Here is an 18,997-nt window from a genome sequence, read left to right as displayed (position 1 = left end):
TAGTGAACTACCCGCCCAAAGTTGCCATATCAAAACTGGTTAATAGCCTAAAGGGTATATCCAGTCTTCTTATCCGAAAAAAGAACTACCCCAACATTAAAAAGAAACTGTGGAAAGGGGCTTTATGGTCGCCAAGTTATTTTGCTGGAAGCTGTGGCGGCTAGTTCCTAAAAAGCTTGGGGCATCGCTTATAATGCCGCGGTCACCTGAATCTCAACATTAACTGTTGGGCGGGCTAATTTAGCCTCTACAGTCGCGCGAGTAGGGATACCGTTAGGGTCTAACCACGTTTCCCAGATACCGTTCATGGTAGAGAAGTCATTTTCAATATCGCTTAACCAGATAGCAGCAGTCAGCAAACGACTCTTGTCAGTGCCGGCTTCTTGAAGTAGCGCATCAATTTGCTCTAAAACGCTGTTGGTTTGCGTGGTAATGTCTTTACCCTCAGCTTCGGGAGAAGGAACGATACCGGATAAATAAACGGTGCCATTGTGGATAACGATTTTAGACATCAATGGGCCAGTTTGCTTGCGTTCAATAGTTGACATATGAGTGCGTCCTTTTAATTAACTATTAAAGTAAAAAGTCATTTTAACAGAGCAAGGTTATTTTTATGCTAGTGCGATGAAATTTTTTATGGCTTATGCGTCAAGCGAATAGTGAGAACGTACATCACCAACATTAATAAGCAAAACGAGCCGTCATCCCCTCTAAACCGAGTTCTTGCATAATTTCCAATTGGCGTTCGCGAGCGCTTTTTTTGAACTTCGCCACTTTGCGTGCAATGATGAGCTCATTTTTCATCGAGTGCTCCCAGCCCACTAATTCAGTGACGGTGACTTGATAGCCACGAGCTTCCAATTGCAGACAGCGCAAGACATTGGTGATGTGGCTACCGAATTCACGGGTGTGAATTGGATGGCGCCAAATTTCAGAAAGACTTTTTTCTCTAATGGCAGCATTTTTGTTTTGACGTAAGTGCGCAGCTACTTCCGCTTGGCAGCAAGGCACTAGGACAATGTATTTAGACTAGCGCTCAAGTGCAAAGCGTATCGCATCGTCAGTCGCTGTATCACAGGCGTGTAAAGCCGTGGTGATATCAACTTTGACGGGAATATCGGTAGAGCGCATTGCCTCTTCAACGCTCATCGCTTTAAAGCTCATACCATCAGTAAAGCCGAGTTTCGCTGCTAATTCTTCGGAGCTTTTAACTAGCTGCTCTCGAAATTCAATACCGTAGACATGGGCTTGAGAATATTCCTTTAACAGCAGATCATACAGGATAAAGCCCAGATACGATTTGCCCGCACCATGATCCACAAGCGTCAATTGCTTTTGCTCCTCTAATACTTTGAGCATTAGCGGTTCAATGAAGTTGTAGAGGTGATAGACCTGCTTTAATTTGCGACGGCTATCTTGGTTGATTTTGCCGTCGCGCGTTAAAATATGCAGTGCTTTAAGTAGCTCAACAGACTGTTGAGGTTTAATTTCCGGGATCAAACTCATGGTGCAGCTACTTACTTAAACAGTCATTGAGAAAATACGAGTTTCAGGCTTATCTCTCAGCATTCTGAGGTCAAAGGTCATACAGATATTACGGGCAAAAATTCGTCCTTTTTCGGTGATTTTCAGACCATTATCTATAAACTCTAAGAGGCCGTCGCTTTCCATTTCTTTGAGGCGCTCAAGTGTATTGGCTAACTCAGGAAATTGCTCTTCAGGCTGAACCCAAGAAGTTTCTAATAAACACATCAAGTTGAGGATGTGACGTCGAATTACAAGGTCTTCTTGATTGAGAATATGGCCGCGAGCAAGAGGAATTTCATTTTTCTCAAGGCGAGCATAGTAATCCTCTAAAACCTTTTCATTTTGAGCAAAGCCATACCATGTATCGCTAATTGATGACATGCCTAAGCCAATCATGACTTGGGTAGAAGAGGAGGTATAGCCCATGAAGTTACGGTGAATGGTTTTATCAACCATCGCTTGATAGAGGCTATCAGTCGGTAGAGAGAAGTGATCCATGCCTACTTCAATGTAGCCAAGTTCTTCTAAGAGTGCCTTACCATTTTCATAGAGCTCGCGTTTTTCTTCACCTGAAGGCAGGTCATTCTCGTCAAAACCGCGTTGGCCAACGCCTTTGATCCAAGGTACGTGCGCGTAGGAGTAAAAGGCCAGACGGTCAGGCTTAAGTTCTAAAGTTCGACGTATGGTGCGATCCATGCCTTTCCAAGTTTGGAAGGGGAGACCGAAAACTAAATCGTGGCTGACACTGGTGTAGCCGATCTTGCGAGCAGCTTCAGTGACGTTTAAAACATTTTGATAGGGTTGCACGCGATTAATGGCGATTTGGACACGCTCATCATAGTCTTGTACGCCGAAGCTACAACGACGGAAACCGAGATCATAGAGCCCTTGCAGGTGCTCTAGCTTCGTGTTGTTTGGGTGTCCCTCAAAGCTGAAGGTGTGATTTTCAGCAATGATGGAGCTATCAAAGAGGTGGGTTAAGAGACGTTCTAATTGCTCTATGGCAAAGAAAGTCGGTGTCCCGCCACCTAAGTGAATTTCACTGATGACAGGCTTTTCCTCTAAAACCTCCAGGTAAAGATTCCACTCTTTGATCAGCGCATCAATATAGGGAGCCTCAACAGAGTGCTTTTTAGTGATGCGCTTATGACAGGCACAGAAAGTACAAAGCTGTTCACAGAAAGGTAGGTGGATATAAATACTAATACCTTGCTTGGTGTTAGATTCTTTAAAGCTTCGCTTTAAGGTTTCTAAATAAGCTTCAGGCGTGAAGCTGGCATCGTCCCAGTAAGGGACGGTGGGGTAGCTTGTATAGCGGGGGCCCGGGATGTTGTATTTATGAATTAGTTCTTTCATGTCAATAGTTTTAGTTAGTCGCTGCTTTTTTAGCGGCTGTTTTTTTTGCTGTCGCCTTTTTAGCAGCAGTTTTTTTGGTGGCTGCTTTTTTAGCAGGCGTTTTCTTTGTCGCAGTTTTCTTAGCCGTTGCCTTCTTTGCTGTGGTTTTCTTAGCGGTTGTCTTTTTGGCTGTGGTTTTTTTAGCTGGTGTCTTTTGCTCAAACTCGAAGCCGACTTTACCCTGTTCGTTAAGTACTAAAAACGCTTTAAACTTACGATTATTGCGATTAGAAACGAAGTTTTCTAATAAGTCTGTCTTTTTGTCAGTGAGCAACTTAGTCATTTGCTCATGGGAAATTTCTTGCTGCAAAATGACTTTACCGGAACGGAAGTCACAGCTCTTTTCCTTACCCGTGGCATTCTGGCAGACATAACTCATGCCTGTATCGTAAACCTTAGATGAGCACTTTGGACAATCTCCGACAGCAACGAGTGTAGAGAAATCCAGATTTTCTTCTTCCTCATCACGACCTTGGCCAAAATCAAATTCAAGCTTTTTTTCATCGCCGGTTAAACGAATGATGGCGCTGAATGGTCTTCCCATTTTACTGATAAAACCGTTTAGAGGTCCTAATTCATGTTCAGCCAGTAGGGTTTCAACTTCTTCCTGCTCAAAGGTACGACCGCCCGGGTGCTTAGTAATTGAGAAATCACAACTGGTACACGCATAGCGACGATAATTTTCTTTGACCACCTTGCCACAGACAGGACAAGGAGTTTTTAAGGTGACATAGTCGCCGGGAATGGTGTCATGCTCGTATTCTTTGGCACGACTGACTATGGTTTGCGTGCTGAGGGCAATATCCCGCATGAATGATTGGGGATCGAGCTGATTCGCTTCAATTTGTTTAAGTTTATACTCCCATTCACCGGTTAGTTCAGGGGAAGTTAATTCACGTACATTGAGGCCTGATAATAACGTCATTAACTGACGAGCTTTGGCGGTCGGTACGAGTTCACGGCCTTCACGGCGCAGATAGGTTTCGTTTAATAGTCCCTCGATAATGGTTGCGCGTGTCGCTGGCGTACCTAGGCCGCGTTCTGACATGGCTTCACGTAATTCTCCATCATCAACTAAGCGACCGGCACCTTCCATCGCACTTAATAAAGTGGCCTCAGTGTAGCGAGCAGGCGGCTTGGTCGCTAGCGCATCAAGGCGTACCTCTTCGGTGTTGACTTTTTCACCCTCAGTCACAGGGACTAGATTGGCTTCTTGGCCTTGTGCTTCGCGACCATAGATTTCTAACCAACCCGGATGGACTAGCACCTTACCCTCTGTTTTAAAGTGATGTGCCTTGACCTTGGTAATACGAGTGGTGACACGATACTCAGCCGCAGGGAAAAAGACGGCCATGAAGCGCTTAACAACTAAATCATAAATCTTAGATTCGGCTTCGCTTAATTCCTTAGGCATTTGTAAGGTAGGGATAATGGCGAAGTGATCGCTGACCTTGGCATTATTAAAAATACGCTTATTGGTTTTGACCCATTGCTCTTTGATGATTTTTGCTGCGTGAACTTGATGGCCGCGGTTAGCGTTGGAGCTACTTTCACTAATTAGTGCTAATGTGTCCTTTGCGTTTTGCACATAGTCTTCGGGTAGGAAGCGTGAGTCAGTACGAGGATAGGTCAGCACCTTATGACGCTCGTAGAGTGCTTGTGCCAAAGATAAGGTGGTCTTAGCGGTATAACCGAACTTGGAGTTAGCCTCTCGTTGTAAAGAGGTTAAGTCAAATAAAGCCGGAGAGATTTGCTTTGAGGGCTTGGACTCCTCAGTCACAATACCTTGCTTACCCTTACAGGCATTAACGACAGTTTGTGCTGCCAGCTCTGACCATAAGCGCGAGTCTCTTTTTTCAGCGTCGGCGGGGTCTTTTTTAAACTCAGGGTCAAACCAACGACCGCTGTATGCACCTTCAGAGGCAATAAAGTCGGCGTGAACTTCCCAATAGTCGCGACTAATAAACTGGCGAATAGCTTCTTCACGCTCGCAGACAATCCCGAGGGTTGGCGTTTGTACACGACCAATCGGGGTTTTGAAAAAACCGCCATCTTTACTGTTAAAGGCGGTCATCGCACGGGTGCCATTAATGCCGATAAGCCAGTCAGCCTCAGCTCTGGAGCGAGCAGCTGCTTCTAGCCCTTTCATACTTTCATCGTCTCGGATATTGTCAAAGGCGTCAATGATGGCTTGCTTAGTCATCGATTGCAGCCATAGGCGCTTGATAGGCTTTTTGCTTTTAGCGTATTGCATAATGTAGCGGAAGATAAGCTCACCCTCACGTCCCGCATCACATGCGTTAATAATTTGCTCAACATCTTTGCGCTTGATTAATTTAAGCAGCATATTAAGACGGGCTTCGCTTCTTTTATCAATTGGCTTAAGTTCAAAGCTCTTTTCCGGGATCGCCGGTAAGTTATTGAAGGACCACTTGCCACGGACGACATCGTCGGGATTAATTAAGGTCAACAAATGACCGACGCTTGAAGAGAGGACGTAGTCATCACTTTCAAAATAGTCGCCATGGCGTGAAAATCCGCCCAGAGCGCGGGAAATATCTAATGCAACAGAAGGTTTTTCCGCAATAATAAGAGTTTTTGACATAGAACTAGTTTAAAAAGACCAAAGGTAAAAGACTGGCATTGTAAATTCGCAATTCAGTGCAGTTTTACATGTAATTCATGCTTTGGCAAGTGCTTTGCCGGCTAAGCAAATGAAAAGAATTTGTCTGAAGGCAATATTGACTCAGTATAACAGTCGTTAATTAGGTGCTTTTAAAGAGGGCATTAACAGTTTTTTATCAACAATTTTTTATAACGCACAGAATGGCACAGTTTGATCTGCTTAGAGGTTCCCAATAGCTTGGTAGCTAGGACTAATTTGTCCATACGCCAGTTTCAATAGACAGCCTAAGTGCCTACAATAATAAAACTCAATAAAAGAAAAGGAGCGCACTCTGATGGGCTTTCAAAGTATGGCAGTTAAGCAGTTTTTAGCATTATTAAGCGCGGTGTTATTCCTAGCACTGCTTTCCAGCGGTGTAGTAACTTGGGTAGCTGTTAATTGGCAGAGTATCTCACCTAATTATAAAGTTTTATTGGTACAAGGTGTTTTGTTACTGATAGGTATTAGTCTGTTTACATTACGATTACGTGCCGAACAGAGGGTGGGCTCAGCGCGCGCGAGTCATGATTGGTGGTATCAGGGCTTAGCTTTTTTGGGAGCCGTCGTATCGGGTGCATTAATTGCCTTGGTTGGGCAGGTATATCAGACCGGAGCGGATACTTGGTTGCTCTTTGCGGTGTGGCTTGTCTTAATATTACCTTGGTTTGTCTTTTCGCCCAATGTGTTTGTTGCGGTGTTAGCGGTTGTGGTGGCTAATACAGCCGCTCTTCTATTCTTGCAGGATAGTCAGCTGTTAATTTCTCGTCCGACAGCGGTCTATGTCTTGGCTGCTTTCAATGCGTTACTTTTTGTGGGTTTGGAGCATAAGTGGGCTAAGTATGATGCTTTGTGGGCAGCGCTTAGTACGACAGTACTCATCTGCGCCATCACCATATTTGCAACTGCGAGAATAGGTGATTTTAGCGACGCTATTTCCTTGCATTTATTAATTGTTGCTGCACTACTGGTGATGTATGTCGCATTAAATGGCGGCGCGTTACGAATTAAGGTGTCCATTGTTGCCGTGATAGCAGCCGCGTTAAGTGCTTGTTTGATAGAAATGACTGTGGGTGCGTATCAACATAGTAGCCGCTTCGCTTTCATCTTGTTTATGATTGGCTTGGTTTGGGGCGCCGCCGCTTTTGTTATTCTGTTTTTATGGCGCTCTCTTAGTAAATTAACTAAGACTTTAGAGGCTAATAAACAAGGAATCACAAGGTTGCGACATCAGCCTACGCCAATTGCCGTGTTTTTGATAGTGAGCAGTCTGATAGTCGCGGCATTTTTCTACCTCGCCTTTTATATGACGGTTCATCAGAATTACGAAAATCAGCTAATGCATTTTACGAGTGAGCTATCCATTGCTTTATTACTCTTGGCGTTAGCTAGCTTTTATCTTCGTAAAGGCGGGGTCTTCGCCTATGGTTCTGTGGTGTGTTATGTCTTTGCCGTTTTTATTTGTATAGAAAGGTATTTCTCTAATTATTATTTTGAATCGTTTGGCGGACAGGCAGAGTCAACGCCTTGGCTTGCCTATATCGCAGTATTTGTCGGTTTAATAGTCAGTGCACTGATTTATCGTGTGCGTACTGAGTCATGGGTTCGATTTGTTGTCAGCTTAGGCTTTTTTGTCTTCTTGAGTTTACTCCCGGCATTTTCTTATGTACCTTGGTTGACGAGTAAGGCGGTATTGCTGCCGCTCATATTTATTGCCTTATTGCTGTGGTCCTTTAAAGACGCTAAGCCGCTTAGTCATCCCTTGTTTTCAGCATTTATTCTATGGGCATTTTATGTGGTGGCGACTCACCATTACCGAGTGTATGGTGCTATCTACACTGAGTCGTCATTTAAAGGTGTTTTATTAGCGTTTCTCACGCCGTTTAAGCAATTGTCTGAGTTATCGGACTTGTCGGGCATGCTGGTAGCTAGCAGAATTTTTTATTTGGTGTTAACGGTCATTCTTTCTTTAGTGCCTTTATGGGTGTTATGCCAAATCACTAAACATCAGGGTAGATTGGCTAGGGTTGTCGCTTTCTTGATTGGTCTTTTATCTGCTTGGTTGTGGTTTGGGCGTATTGAAATAATCATCACATTCAGTCTGATGGTGTTAGCGTATCAGCATAAGAGCCGCTCATTGTATTATTCAGCAGTCGTTCTTGGACTCTTTAGTCTGAGCATGTTTTATTTTAGTTTGCATGTATCACTCGAGCAAAAGGCTTATTTATTGCTTTTTTCAGGTGGTCTATTTTTAGTACTTTATTTGGTTTTTGCAAAAAGACTGTTAGTGGATGATGAGAAGTTAGTACAGGCAGCGGAAGCTCAGTTGTCAACAAGGTCAGAAGTGGCCGAGACTGATGCTTTTAAACTGCGTATTGCTCCAGTCAGTCGCTTGGGTTTTTATGGACTTTTAGCACTGTCGGTGCTGCTGCCTCTGACTGTTTCACAGTGGCAGACGTCCGGTTATGAGCGCATTCTACGTAGTGGTCAGTCTGTGTTACTTCGATTGCAGCCGGTCGACCCGCGCTCTTTGATGCAGGGTGATTATATGGTGATTAATTATGAGTTGACCGGTACGATTCAACGTGAATTGGAGCGATCAATTATTCATGAAAATACATCAGCCAACATGTCCGATCGTTTAGAAAAAAGCCTGTCACTTAGCGATGGTGTACGTTTCTTAGCAGAGGTAAAAATGATTGACGGGGTGGCGGAACAGCCTGTGGCGTTTTATGAGCCTCATGAAGTAACTGATTTCCGCACTCGAGAAGGCACGGTGTATTTACCTTTTGTTTTAAAGTCGGAAAGTACCAGATATGTTGTTAGCCCAAGTTTTAGCACCGACTTCTTTTTTAACGAGGGAGCGGCCAGTGCTTATGAACAGGCACGATTTGTTGAGCTAGCAGTTGGTGAGGGACGGGTAATGCTTAGGGCGTTGCTAGATATAGATAGGAATAAAATTGAGACCGCTACTAAGGAGTAGTAGCGGTTTATTTGCCGGCAGTGTGAGTGACGTCGGGAATTTAGTGAACTACCTCATCAGTACCGCTATGCTGCATCAACTCATCAAGCAGGAGATCATTGATCTCTTGCCCTTGGCTCCACATAACCATTAGCGCTAAGATCTTAAACTCAGATAAAATGAGCGTGTCCTGAGGAGCTTCTAAGGCACAGTTAATAATCGCCTCACGCATTGTCGGGCTGAGTGCGCCGCTTGTCTCCATATAGTATAGGAAGCTGATGCCGTTAATACCCAGCTTATATTGCTCGTAGGAATTATAGACGCGAGTGGCATCTGTAGTAATAGTAAGTTGTTCTACTTTTTGTCTTTCTGTATTTACTGATAAGCGATGTAACCAACTCATTGCATCATGGATATCATCGTGCTCAAAACCCGCAGCGATTAAGCGCACTGCCAAGTCTTCCGGCTTAGGACAATTGGCAGGTGTGAAGTAGTTTTCGTATACATAAACTAAAACGTCATACATGAGAGCTATCCCTGTTTAATCAATCAAAATTAAGCACGATACGTTGGTGCAACCGATAATTCTAACCTGAAAGGTACTTGATATAGTTAAAAGTCTCACTTTGAGTAAGGTAAATGGCAAGTACTTGGGGTTTTTCTATTACATAAAAGGTCTAAAAACCACAAAAGCCCTTTTCAATAAAGGCATAATAAGCTATCACATGCAATTTGTTTAACTAAGATTAGATCAAGGATTCAAAGGTCAGTTATGAGTTTATCGGACACTAACTATTTAATGGACATTACCTCTCGTCCAGAGTTGATTTTCGTAAAGGGTGAGGGCTCTTGGGTAGAAGATCAGCAGGGTAAACGCTATTTAGACATGTTGCAGGGCTGGGCGGTTAACTGTCTTGGTCACAACCCACAGCCTATTATTGATGCCTTAGCTAAACAGAGTCAGTTACTAATTAATCCGTCGCCGGCTTTTTATAATCAACCGATGATTGATTTAGCCAAGCGTCTTTGTGATGCATCGTGCTTTGAGCGTGTGTTCTTTGCCAATAGCGGGGCAGAGGCCAATGAGGGGGCGATTAAATTAGCCCGTAAGTGGGGTCAAAAAAACCGTAATGGCGCATATAAGATAATTAGCTTTGGTCATGCTTTCCACGGACGCACATTAGCTACTATGTCTCTGTCAGGTAAAGCCGGATGGGATCAAATGTTTGCACCACAGGTGGATGGTTTTCCCAAGGCGGAGTACAACAACATTGATTCAGTCAAAGCGTTAATTGATGATCAGACAGTAGCGGTTATGTTAGAGCCGGTGCAGGGCGAAGGCGGGGTGATTGCTGCAACAAAAGAGTTTATGCAGCAGTTGCGTGAGTTGACCACTGAAAAGGGCATTTTACTTATCGTTGATGAGGTGCAAACGGGGATGGGGCGCTGTGGGAGCATGTTTGCTTATCAGTTGTCGGGCATTGAGCCGGATATTATGACCTTGGCCAAAGGTATTGGCGGTGGCGTGCCTTTAGCCGCCTTATTGGCTAAAGAGTCAGTCTCTGTCTTTGAGCATGGTGATCAAGGGGGCACTTACAATGGTAATCCGTTGATGACGGCCGTTGGTATTGCTGTGTTTGATACCTTGGCGGCCGACGGCTTTATGGACTCAGTCAATGAGCGAGCGAAGCAGCTATCAGATGGTCTCATCCAACTATCAGAGAAGTGGGGCTTTAAGGGAGAGCGCGGTGAGGGTTTGCTGCGCGCTTTGATCTTAGACAAAGATGATGCACCTGCCATCGTAGAGGCGGCCCGAAATAGATCGCCTGAAGGTTTATTACTTAACGCACCGCGTAATAATATATTGCGCTTTATGCCGGCACTTAATATTAGCCAAGAAGAGCTGGCCCTAAGTCTACTGTGGCTTGACGAGCTAATTGCTCAGTTACGAGCGTAGACAATACTTATAGTTTAGATGTATTGATGTGACGATTGTTATAGATTTTATCAATCAGGCTAACAAGTAAATAAAATTGGCCCTAATTCGTATAGGGATCATACTATGTAAGGGTAGGTCATGCAGTGATTTATGGCCTATCTTTTTTAACGTTAAAAAATTCTTAAGGAGCAATCTATGTCTTACAATTCTGATAAAAATTTAGGCCATTCCACAACGATTAACGGTGCACCTGCCAGTAGTGATCGCAACTCGCTAACCGTGGGTGCAGACGGTCCTATCGTTTTACATGATCACCATCTGGTTGATACATTAGCGATGTTTAACCGTGAAAAAACGGTTGAACGTCAGCCTCACGCTAAGGGTTCCGGTGCCTTTGGTGTCTTTGAAACGACGCATGATGTTAGCGCATATACAAAGGCAGCCCTGTTCCAAGAGGGTGCGAAAACAGAGATGCTGGCCCGTTTTTCTACCGTTGCCGGTGAGCAAGGTAGTCCGGATACGTGGCGTGATGTTCGCGGTTTCTCTTTAAAGTTCTATACGTCCGAAGGTAACTACGACTTAGTAGGTAACAACACACCTATTTTTTTCGTGCGTGACCCGATGAAATTCCCGCACTTTATTCGTAGTCAAAAGCGTTTACCCGATTCCGGTCTGCGTGATAGCCACATGCAGTGGGATTTCTGGACCAGTCATCCTGAGACTGCACACCAAGTGACCTACTTAATGGGTCGTCGCGGTCTACCTAAATCTTGGCGTAACATGCATGGTTTTGGTTCACATACTTACATGTGGGTCAATGGACAAGGCGAGCGCTTCTGGGTTAAGTATCACTTCCGTACCTGTCAGGGCGAAGAAAACTATACCAACGCTGAAGCAACTGAGATGAGTGGTGTTGATGCTGATTTCCACCGTCGAGACTTATTTGAGGCTATTGAGCGTGGCGATCATCCATCATGGGATTTATTCGTACAAGTGATGCCGTACGAAGAGGCTAGAACGTATCGTTTCAACCCATTTGACCTAACCAAAACGTGGTCACAGAAAGATTACCCATTAATACCGGTTGGTCGTATGACGCTTAATCGTAATCCCGAGAATTTCTTTGCTGAAATTGAGCAGGCAGCGTTCTCACCATCTAACTTAGTACCGGGTATTGGTTTATCTCCTGACAGAATGTTATTAGGTCGCGTGTTTGCTTATCCTGATGCACAACGTCGCCGTATTGGTACGAACTTCCATCAATTGCCGGTGAATCAGCCAAAAGTGCCGACCAATACCTATGTATTTGATGGCAATATGAACTATCACCATAGCGGTAATCAGCCAACTTACGTGAGTGGAACCGCCGGTCGTGCCTTTGCCGACCATAATGGCCCTATCGAAGATGGTTGGGAATCTGATGGCGCATTAGTCCGTCAAACCTATTCTTTATATCCTGAAGATGATGACTTTGGTCAAGCAGGTACATTAATCCGTGACGTGATGGATGATGAGCAGCGTGATCGCTTCGTAGAAACAATCACCGGTGCTATCCAAGGTGTCCGTAGTCCCGTGCTTGAGCGTGTGTTCCAGTACTGGAAAAATGTTGATCAGACGATTGGTGAGCGTATTGAAGCCGCTTACAATAAGTCAGCTAGCGCTAAATAATAAACGATAAGAACCTCTAAGCTATCGTTGCACCGTTATAATTCAGGTAGTATGTAATTATAACGGTGCAATAAACTACAACTATTTTATCAGTGAGGTGAGAAGATGTTAACTAAAGTTTTGGTGGCAATAGATGGCTCAAAAAACTCTCTTGAGGCACTTCGTTGGGCTATTAAAATAATCGCCGGTAGCGATAAATCGGAAATCGTGATGGTTAATGCTCAGCCAAGTTTCCAGACGGTACACTCGAAGCGTTTGTTTTCTCAGAGCGATATACGCGAGTATCAGGAGTTACTATTTGAGGAGTCAGTGGCAGAGGCCAAGAAGATTGTTGACGCTCAAAGCATTCCGTATACCTTAGAGCTGCTCGTTGGCGATCCTAAGCAGTGCATTGTGGATAGAGTGCTTGAGAGTCAAAAGACAGATGAGCCCATTGAGATGATTGTTATGGGTTCTCGTGGTTTAGGCCCTATTCGCTCCGTGTTGGGTGGCGTAAGCTACGGTGTCATTCAGGCGGCTATTTGCCCTGTAACAATTATCCCTCACAAAGACTAGTTTTTAGAGTGTGTTGTTTTTAAAAGCAGAGACGGTTTGATACTGACTCTGCTTTTTCTTATTTAGCCCTTTGAACGTCCAAGTATATACAGGCTTGCCAAGACAATTAAGGTACCGACCCAATCCCAAAGGGTGATGGGGTCATCTAAAAATAGCCACGCTAAAAATAATAAAGAAATAGGCCCAATTAAACCTAACTGCGTACTCAAAGGTGCCCCGATACGCTCGACTGACCACATCAACATGAAGGTGGGGATAAATGTATTAAATACGGCATGTACCAATGACCAGTTATAAACAGGCAGTGGTTGTACAATCCATGCTACGCCGTGTGTTAGAAATAGCTGTACCAATATAAAAAAGGTTGAGACCAACATAGCATAGGCGACAAAGCGAGTTGAGCCAACCTCACGAATGAGTTCGCCGGCACCCATCACATAGCAGGAGTAGCTGACGGCTGAGCCGAGTACCAATATGCTCCCTAAGACAATGTCGCTACCACCCAGAGAGAAGTCTTGGACGAAGACGATTAATACACCGGCGTATGAGATCAGTAGTGACAGCAGCTGTCGTGCTGAGACCTTTTTCTTAAAGAACAGTACGGAAAACATCAAGACGAAGGTAGGTGTCAGCAGCAAAATCAGCCGCTCTAAGCTGACGCTGATATATTTTAAACTGGCAAAGTCGAGGAAACTGGCCAGGTAATAACCCAAAAACCCAAGGACAATGAGCTTCAGGCTGTTTTTTACTGATAAGGGTTTAAGCTCGCCACGACGTACTTTATGTTGTTGGAACAAGGCAACAGCAGCAAATAATGGCATGGCCATTAACAGTCTAAAGCCAAGGGTGGTTGTCGCATCAACGCCATATTCATAGATAAACTTAATGACAATGGATTTAGAAGAAAAGAGGATAGCGCCCAACGTGGCATAGATAAAACCCTGTTGGCGGTATGATTTTTTTATTTCTACGGGTATTGGCTTAGTCATAAAGTGGTGTCAATGTGAGAAATAAAGGCTTGGTTAAATGAAGTACATGATTAACAAAGCCTTAGACTGTTTACAGTATATTAGCCACGAAGACGTAATAGACGCAAAGCATTAAGTACGACGATAAGACTTGCGCCTATATCAGCAAATACCGCCATCCACATCGTGCCATAACCAAGTAAGGTGATAACTAGGAAAAGCGCTTTGGTGATGAGGGCAAAACTAATATTTTGCAGTAAAATTCGGTGCGTGCCCTTAGAAAGTCGAATCACGGCAGGAATTTTACGAAGATCATCGTCCATCAAGGCAATATCGGCTGTTTCAAGTGCCGCGTCAGAGCCGATGACTGCCATGGCAAAGCCTATATCGGCACGGGCGAGAGATGGAGCATCATTAATGCCGTCACCGACCATACCAACCATTCCTTTTTGGCTAAGCTCATCAATAACCTGTAGCTTGTCCTCGGGAAGCAGTTCGCCGCGAGCATCATCAATGCCGACTTGTGTGGCAATAAAATTTGCTGCTAATTGATTATCACCGCTTAACATCAGGGTGCGAATACCCATCTCGTGGAGCTCGTTGATCGCCTTGCGACTGCCTTCTTTAGGCATATCACCCATCACAAAAATTGCCAGTACTTTTTCAGTATCACACAGTAAGGTAGTGTTTTTGCCCTGCGCTTCGTAGGTGGCGAGTCGCTCTTCCAGTTCGGGCGTGCAGACGGCCAGTTCGTGAATGAGTCGATGACTGCCCAAATAAAAGAGTTTGTCGTTGATTAAGGCCTTACTGCCTTTGCCGGGTAGGGCTTCAAATTCAAGAATTTCCAGCGTCTTTGAATCAGGCGTTGTGCTTAAGGCGTGTTCGATGGCTTTGGAAATAGGGTGTTCAGAGTGAGCAGCGACGGTAGCCGCGATTTGTTTAATAGACTGTTTTTGTTGCTCGTCAAAAATAATGAGTTCGTTTAGTTCGGGCTTGCCGTGGGTTAAGGTGCCGGTTTTATCAAGGCATAAATAGCGTAATAAACGGCTATTTTCCAAATGTATACCGCCTTTAATCAAAATACCCTGGCGTGCCGCATTGGCTAGACCGCTGACAATAGAAACAGGGGTTGAGATAACCAGCGCGCAAGGACATGCGATCACCAGTAAAACCAAGGATTTATAAATCCACGAGAGCCATTCACCACCAAAAAGTAGGGGTGGCACAAGGGCAATCAGTAAAGCGAGTAGTAAGACCAGTGGTGTATAAATTCTGGCAAAGCGATCAATAAAACGCTGAGTAGGTGCTTTGGCATTTTGTGCTTTTTCAACACGATGAATAATGCGTGCTAATGTCGTGTTCGCTGAAGTAGCGGTCACGCGATACTCAAAGGCGCCGTTGAGATTGATGGTGCCTGCATAGACAGTGTCACCAATGGTTTTGTTAAGCGGTAGGCTCTCGCCGGTGATCGGGGCTTGATTAATATCTGAAAAGCCTTTGACGATCACACCATCGAGGGGGATTTGCTGGCCCGGTGTGATACGTACGATTTGATCGAGTGTCACTTCGCGAGCAGGTAGCGTTTGCCAGTTGCCGTCTTTTTGTAAAACGGTTGCGTGTTCGGGTGCTAGCTCCATCAGGCCGCTAATTGCTCGGCGTGCGCGCTCAAGAGAACGACTCTCGATCACCTCTGCTAGGCTAAATAGTACCATGACCATGGCAGCTTCAGGCCACTGTCCGATGAGCGCTGCACCGGTTACGGCAATGCTCATCAGGGCGTTAATATTTAAGTTGCCATGACGTATAGCAATCCAGCCTTTTTTATACGTATGGGTGCCGCCAATCGCAATCGCGATGAGAGCCAAACCGGCAGTAAGCCAGATGGAGAGGTTGTTGTAATGACTGATTTCAGAAGCAAATGCGATGAGTGCAGCAATAATGATCGGCCACCAAGGGTGTCGTTCAAGGGGGGCTTGGCTCACAGAGCTATCGTCTTGTTGTATTTCAGGTGTAAAGCCTAGGCCTTGGATGCCGTTGAGAATAGATTCTAACGCCTCCGGGCGATGAGTGACCGTTAAGATGCGCTGTATTAAATTAAAGTTAAGCTCGATAACAGCCGGGTTATCTTTAAAAAGACCGCGAATCATTGCTTCTTCAGTAGGGCAATCCATTTGCAGGATGCGGATAGTAGTGTGAACTTTATCGTTGCTTTGATGGGCTTGTTCTTTGCGCTGATGTTGAGATGACTTTTCTTGATAAGGCATAGTAAGTGTATCCAAAATAAATGATTATTTGACTTATACTTATTAGAAGCCCTATAGTAGCTACAGGGTCAAGAGTTTCTGAGAGTGATCATGAAAATAGGTGAATTGGCTAAATTAGCGGATTGCTCCGTCGAGACGATTCGTTATTATGAGCGTGAGGGATTGTTACCTCAGGCACCGCGGAGTCTACAAAATAACTACCGCGAGTACCAAACTAAGCATTTAGAGCATTTGATTTTTATTCGTCGGTGCCGTGCGTTAGAAATGACTCACGAAGAAATTCGTGTGTTGTTGATTGCTAGAGAGGAGCCGAACCAGAGCTGTGCGTCAGTAAATGATTTAATCGATCATCATTTGGTTGATGTGCAAAGAAGAATTGCTGAACTTCGAGCGTTATCAGAGGAGTTAGGTCATATTAGAAGTCATTGCGGAGAAGTCAAAACAGCCAAAGAATGCGGCATTTTGCATGAGTTGGAGAGGGTCGAGTTGTAATCTTCATTTGTTATCTTTATCAATGCTTTATTGCTAAATGAAATAATTTTCCGGACCACAATACTTTATAATAAAAGTTCAGATTCTCAGGTCTTGATCGGTGATATGAGTCACCTAGGGAGAAATAGATGCAAATGATAAAAAATACAGCGTTAGCTTTTTTAGCTGCAGCAATGAGTGTTACCAGTTTGGTAGCCATGGCTGGTGATTGGAATGCGATGCAGAGAAGTAAAATTGATGCTGCACAAGCGATTGTCATCGCAAAGGATAGAGTAAAGGGTCAGGCCGTCGAGCTGGAGTTTGATGAAGATGATGGTCGTGGCTACTATGAGGTAGAAATCCATACGAGTGATAAAGAGTATGAGCTGCGGATTAATGCGGATTCCGGTAAGGTAGTGGAAACGGATAGAGATCGAGAGCGTAAGGGTCTCTATGATGTCGGCATTAGCTTACAGCAAGCCATTTTGGCAGCGGAACGTGAAACTCAAGCCAAAACCAAATCTGCTGAGTTAAAAAATCGCGGCAACAGAGATAGCTATTACGAAATCGAAACGATCAGAAAAAATACCCAGTATGAGGTTAAGATCGACGCCAAGGATGGCAGTATTCTGACCATTAAACGTGACGATTAATCAATCATCAATGCATTAGTAATGCATGTAGATTAGTTTTTTAAAACAGGCCCTTAGGGGTCTGTTTTTTTGAGTGGAAAGCATTTAAATCGCTGTACTATAATGTATTATCTATCGCTTAAGTTTAATTTGATTTAAACTAAAACTAGTTCGATGAGGGTACGCGGTTGCCCTGATTATGTTTAATTCGTTTTTTTTGTAGAGAGGTAGGATGAAGTTTACAATGCGTTTTAATCCAAAAATCTATGAGCTTAAAAACGGCTATTCCTCTCATCGTTTCTTTCAAGATCTTGGTGCCGGACTGACGGTAAGCGTGGTTGCTTTGCCTTTGGCCATGGCCTTTGCGATTGCATCGGGTCTCAAACCGGAGGCCGGACTCTTTACCGCTATTATCGGCGGTTTACTTATCTCGTTATTTAGCGGCTCTCGGGTGCAGGTGGGCGGGCCTGCCGGTGCTTTTATTGTCATTGTGTATGGCATTGTTCAGCAATACGGTGTTGAGGGCTTGTTGCTTGCGACCTTGATGTCTGGTGTGTTGCTGTGGCTGATGGGTTTTCTGCGGCTTGGCGGCTTAGTGGAGTTTATTCCGGTGGCTGTGATTATTGGTTTTACCAATGGTATTGCAGTCCTAATTGGCTTGTCGCAGATTAAGGATTTCTTTGGTTTGCCGGTGCAAGATGTGCCTGCTGATTTTTTTCCGATGATACAGACGCTGTGGCGGGCTTTGCCACAGATGAATCTTCAGGCCTTATTCGTGGCATTGGTCTGCTTATTGGTGGTTTTTTTGTGGCAGCTCGGCCTGCAGGCAAGTGCTCGGTTTTTGAGAAATAAGCAAAGCAGTCATTTTTTACCGCAAATGATGCATTTTTTATCGCATATCCCCGGTTCTATTGTGGCACTGATCATTGGTGTCCTTTTGGTCTTGGGTTTAGATTTGCAGGTGGAGACGATTGGTAGTCGCTTTGGCGGTATCCCTCAAGGTTTGCCGGAGTTTACGGCTCCGGCCTTTAGCTTTGGTTTGATGGGCAATTTGATGATGCCGGCAATTACCTTAGCTGTGCTGGGGGCGATAGAGTCTTTATTGTGTGCCCGTGTGGCCGATAATATGATCAAAGATAAGCATGATCCTAATCAGGAGCTGTTGGCTCAGGGCTTTGCTAATATGGTGGTGCCTTTCTTTGGTGGTATGCCGGCTACCGGTACCATCGCTCGTACAGTCACAAATATTAAAAACGGGGCAACGAGTCCCATCGCCGGTATGATTCATGCCTTAGCGCTCTTGGTGGTTGTATTGATCGCAGCGCCATTGGCGCAGTATATTCCTTTAGCGGCGTTGTCTGCGATCTTGATGTCCGTAGCGTGGAATATGGGTTCTTGGCGTGAGTTCGGACGACTCCGAACGTATCGACCGACTTATGCGTTTACGCTGCTGTCCGTATTTTTCTTGACAGTGATGGTCAGTCTGACGGTCGCAGTGCAGGTGGGTATTGTGCTGGCGTGCTTTACCTTTATTTACCGTATTTCAGCGTTAACAGTCGCTGAGAAGCAGGAGCTGCCTGAGCTTGAGGATAAAGAAGGTATTCGTTCATATCGTTTGGTGGGTTCCGTGTTTTTCGGTTCTGTTACATTGACAGAAAAATTACTCAACCCCATGGCAACTAAGGCCTTAGTATTGGACTTTTCAGGCATCATATACGTGGACTCATCTGGTGTACATGCTCTTAAGGAAATGCTTCATGTGTATCAGGAGCGTGGTGTTCCTATCTTTGTTTATGGTTTAAGAGCGCAACCTAAGAACATTTTGTGGCGTACAGAGTGGTTACGAGAGCTGGGTCCGAGCCAAGTATTTGATAGTGTACAAGAAGTGCAAAAAGCCCTAGCTGCTTTACAGCATAAGCAGGAAGCAGAAGGGGTTGGGACAACAAAGTAAGTT

14 protein-coding genes and 1 pseudogene are annotated in these 18,997 nt (G+C 44.6%); 8 read left to right on the top strand and 7 right to left on the bottom strand.

From position 1 onward, the window contains the following. The coding region (locus tag B092_RS15060; RefSeq protein ID WP_018574464.1) for a transposase at positions 1–164 on the top strand (164 nt) is incomplete at its 5' end. Positions 165–188: 24 nt separating this feature from the next. On the opposite strand, the gene B092_RS0106590 is transcribed toward B092_RS15060, so the two are convergent. From B092_RS0106590 to B092_RS0106575, 4 genes and pseudogenes are all read right to left on the bottom strand, one after another. Then, a complete protein-coding gene (locus B092_RS0106590; protein ID WP_018574463.1) occupies positions 189–548 on the bottom strand; it encodes a RidA family protein in 360 nt (119 codons plus the stop codon). Positions 549–681: 133 nt separating this feature from the next. Next, a pseudogene (locus tag B092_RS13850) lies at positions 682–1,506 on the bottom strand (class I SAM-dependent methyltransferase). A gap of 15 nt (positions 1,507–1,521) precedes the next feature. Continuing rightward, the gene (hemN, locus tag B092_RS0106580) at positions 1,522–2,883 is read right to left on the bottom strand and encodes an oxygen-independent coproporphyrinogen III oxidase (RefSeq protein ID WP_018574460.1); all 1,362 of its coding nucleotides are present in this window, start codon (positions 2,881–2,883) and stop codon (positions 1,522–1,524) included. 10 nt (positions 2,884–2,893) lie between these two features. Next, positions 2,894–5,527: a DNA topoisomerase III gene (locus B092_RS0106575; protein WP_018574459.1), complete on the bottom strand. Its 2,634-nt coding sequence runs from the start codon at positions 5,525–5,527 to the stop codon at positions 2,894–2,896. Positions 5,528–5,882: 355 nt separating this feature from the next. Between B092_RS0106575 and B092_RS0106570 the strand changes: the two genes are divergently transcribed. Next, positions 5,883–8,567: a GDYXXLXY domain-containing protein gene (locus B092_RS0106570; RefSeq protein ID WP_018574458.1), complete on the top strand. Its 2,685-nt coding sequence runs from the start codon at positions 5,883–5,885 to the stop codon at positions 8,565–8,567. 40 nt (positions 8,568–8,607) lie between these two features. Here B092_RS0106570 and B092_RS0106565 read toward each other — a convergent pair whose 3' ends face one another. Beyond that, entirely contained in the window at positions 8,608–9,072 is a 465-nt protein-coding gene (locus tag B092_RS0106565) for a Smg family protein (protein WP_018574457.1), read from the bottom strand. 246 nt (positions 9,073–9,318) lie between these two features. Here B092_RS0106565 and B092_RS0106560 point away from each other — a divergent pair, with 246 nt between their 5' ends. The 3 genes from B092_RS0106560 (at position 9,319) to B092_RS0106550 (ending at position 12,708) form a co-directional block, all read left to right on the top strand. Continuing rightward, a complete protein-coding gene (locus B092_RS0106560) occupies positions 9,319–10,503 on the top strand; it encodes an acetylornithine transaminase (protein WP_018574456.1) in 1,185 nt (394 codons plus the stop codon). 177 nt (positions 10,504–10,680) lie between these two features. Next, complete coding sequence (locus tag B092_RS0106555) at positions 10,681–12,153, top strand: catalase (RefSeq protein ID WP_018574455.1); 1,473 nt, start codon at positions 10,681–10,683, stop codon at positions 12,151–12,153. Between the two features lie 105 nt (positions 12,154–12,258). Further along, a complete protein-coding gene (locus B092_RS0106550; RefSeq protein ID WP_018574454.1) occupies positions 12,259–12,708 on the top strand; it encodes a universal stress protein in 450 nt (149 codons plus the stop codon). A 62-nt stretch (positions 12,709–12,770) separates the two neighbouring features. Here the strand turns inward: B092_RS0106550 and B092_RS0106545 are convergent, their stop codons facing one another. Both B092_RS0106545 and B092_RS0106540 read right to left on the bottom strand, forming a co-directional pair. After that, positions 12,771–13,697 carry a DMT family transporter gene (locus tag B092_RS0106545; RefSeq protein ID WP_018574453.1) on the bottom strand — a complete coding sequence of 309 codons (927 nt, stop codon included), beginning with the start codon at positions 13,695–13,697 and terminating at the stop codon, positions 12,771–12,773. 80 nt (positions 13,698–13,777) lie between these two features. Next, positions 13,778–15,940 carry a heavy metal translocating P-type ATPase gene (locus tag B092_RS0106540; protein ID WP_018574452.1) on the bottom strand — a complete coding sequence of 721 codons (2,163 nt, stop codon included), beginning with the start codon at positions 15,938–15,940 and terminating at the stop codon, positions 13,778–13,780. 90 nt (positions 15,941–16,030) lie between these two features. Between B092_RS0106540 and cadR the strand changes: the two genes are divergently transcribed. The 3 genes from cadR to B092_RS0106525 all read left to right on the top strand — a co-directional run bounded on the left by cadR (position 16,031) and on the right by B092_RS0106525 (position 18,994). Further along, positions 16,031–16,432: a Cd(II)/Pb(II)-responsive transcriptional regulator gene (gene cadR, locus B092_RS0106535; RefSeq protein ID WP_018574451.1), complete on the top strand. Its 402-nt coding sequence runs from the start codon at positions 16,031–16,033 to the stop codon at positions 16,430–16,432. Between the two features lie 128 nt (positions 16,433–16,560). Continuing rightward, complete coding sequence (locus B092_RS0106530) at positions 16,561–17,064, top strand: PepSY domain-containing protein (RefSeq protein ID WP_018574450.1); 504 nt, start codon at positions 16,561–16,563, stop codon at positions 17,062–17,064. 211 nt (positions 17,065–17,275) lie between these two features. Continuing rightward, positions 17,276–18,994, top strand: coding sequence for a SulP family inorganic anion transporter (locus B092_RS0106525; RefSeq protein ID WP_018574449.1), 1,719 nt, complete (start codon positions 17,276–17,278; stop codon positions 18,992–18,994). The last annotated feature ends 3 nt before the right edge of the window (positions 18,995–18,997 follow it).

The sequence above is a fragment of the Oligella ureolytica DSM 18253 genome, from assembly GCF_000373745.1.
GTDB lineage: Bacteria > Pseudomonadota > Gammaproteobacteria > Burkholderiales > Burkholderiaceae_B > Oligella > Oligella ureolytica.
Note: the sequence above shows the minus strand (reverse complement) of the source record. Positions and strands in the feature narration are given on the sequence as shown.